Origin of the sequence: Streptomyces sp. YS-3, assembly GCF_045257485.1 — a bacterium.
Taxonomy (GTDB): Bacteria; Actinomycetota; Actinomycetes; order Streptomycetales; family Streptomycetaceae; genus Streptomyces.
Map to the genome: position 1 here is coordinate 1 of NZ_JBJHPC010001107.1, position 896 is coordinate 896.

General features: G+C 74.2%; 1 protein-coding gene. It reads left to right on the plus strand.

The window, feature by feature from the left end; translation table 11 throughout:
* Positions 1–23: 23 nt before the first annotated feature.
* A partial coding sequence (locus ACJA3G_RS37785) for a DUF2264 domain-containing protein (RefSeq protein WP_406557516.1) occupies positions 24–896 on the plus strand: 873 nt, incomplete at its 3' end.

Sequence of the window (896 nt, forward strand, 5' to 3'; positions counted from 1 at the left end):
CCCAGTGCGCGCGGGTCCGGCCGGTGCGGGAGCTCAGCCCCCGCACCGGCCGGACCCGCGCGCACTGGGAGTACGAGGCCGACCGGCTCCTGCTCGCCGTACGCCCCTACGCCTCGCCGCGCCACGGTCTGATCAACCTGCCCGGCGACCGGCCGAGCCGGTCCGGACCCCGCTCCGACGGCCTCGAAGGGTACGCCCGCACCTGGCTCCTCGCCGCGCTGCGGATCGCGGGCGCGCACGGCGAAGACCCGCACGGCCACCTCGGCCGCTACGCCGAAGGACTCGCGGCCGGAACCGAACGACCGCTGCCCACGGGGGAGTTGGGCAGCGGCGACCCCGACTCCTGGCCCCGTGTCGACGACGTGCGCCAGGCCCTCGTCGAGTCCGCCTCCGTCGCGCTCGGGCTGCGCCTCACCCGCCCCTGGCTGTGGGACAGGCTGGACGACCGGGTGCGCCAACGAGCCGTCGACTGGCTGCTGCCCGCCCTCGGCCCCTCACCCGTCGACAACAACTGGTGGTTCTTCGGTCTCACCGTCGCCGGCTTCCTCCAGGACGCGGGCATCGAGACCGACCGCGCCTCGGCCACCGTCGAACGCGCGCTGGAACACGTCGATCAGTGGTACCTCGGCGACGGCTGGTACAGCGACGGCCCCAACCGCTCCTTCGACCACTACAACGGCTGGGCTCTCCACTTCTATCCCGTCCTGCACGCTCATCTGGGTGACAACCGGGAACTCCTCGACCGGTACGGGCCACGGCTCCACGCCCACCTCGACGCCTGCACCCGGATGTTCGGCGCCGACGGCGCGCCCCTGCCGTACGGCCGCTCCCTCACCTACCGGTTCGCCGCCGCCGCGGCCCCCTGGCTCGGCGCGCTCACCGGCCACACCCCCCTC